This is a genomic window from Bradyrhizobium sp. Kon58 (genome assembly GCF_055807455.1).
This window is the reverse complement of sequence record NZ_JBVVOT010000487.1, coordinates 1-260: the sequence shown is the minus strand read 5'-3', so window position 1 is coordinate 260 and position 260 is coordinate 1. Positions and strand designations below refer to the sequence as shown.

Annotated in this window: 1 protein-coding gene; it reads left to right on the top strand. The window is 49.2% G+C overall.

All coding sequences use genetic code 11. The annotated features are described in order from the left end of the window. On the top strand, positions 1–256 hold a 256-nt coding region (locus AC0L20_RS41235; protein ID WP_473295868.1), incomplete at its 5' end, for a hypothetical protein. Positions 257–260 lie beyond the last annotated feature (4 nt).

Here is a 260-nt window from a genome sequence, read left to right as displayed (position 1 = left end):
CACGTTGCGTTGGGTCAAGCGTCTGGCGGTGGCGTTGGTGCTGTTGTATTTTTCAGTGGGGATGTTTCATTGGATTGCCAGTGTATTCATGGGTGTCCTGGCCACAGTGCTGATTTTACTAGCAATCGTGAAAGGGGATTTTTCTATCCTAGAAGGTCAGCCTGGGGCCGTTGAGTCGGAAGATGGCTTCCGATACGGCCTATCTGGTTATGGTCAATATTCGAACGGTGCACGGATTGACTCTGATGATGAATAGTTGA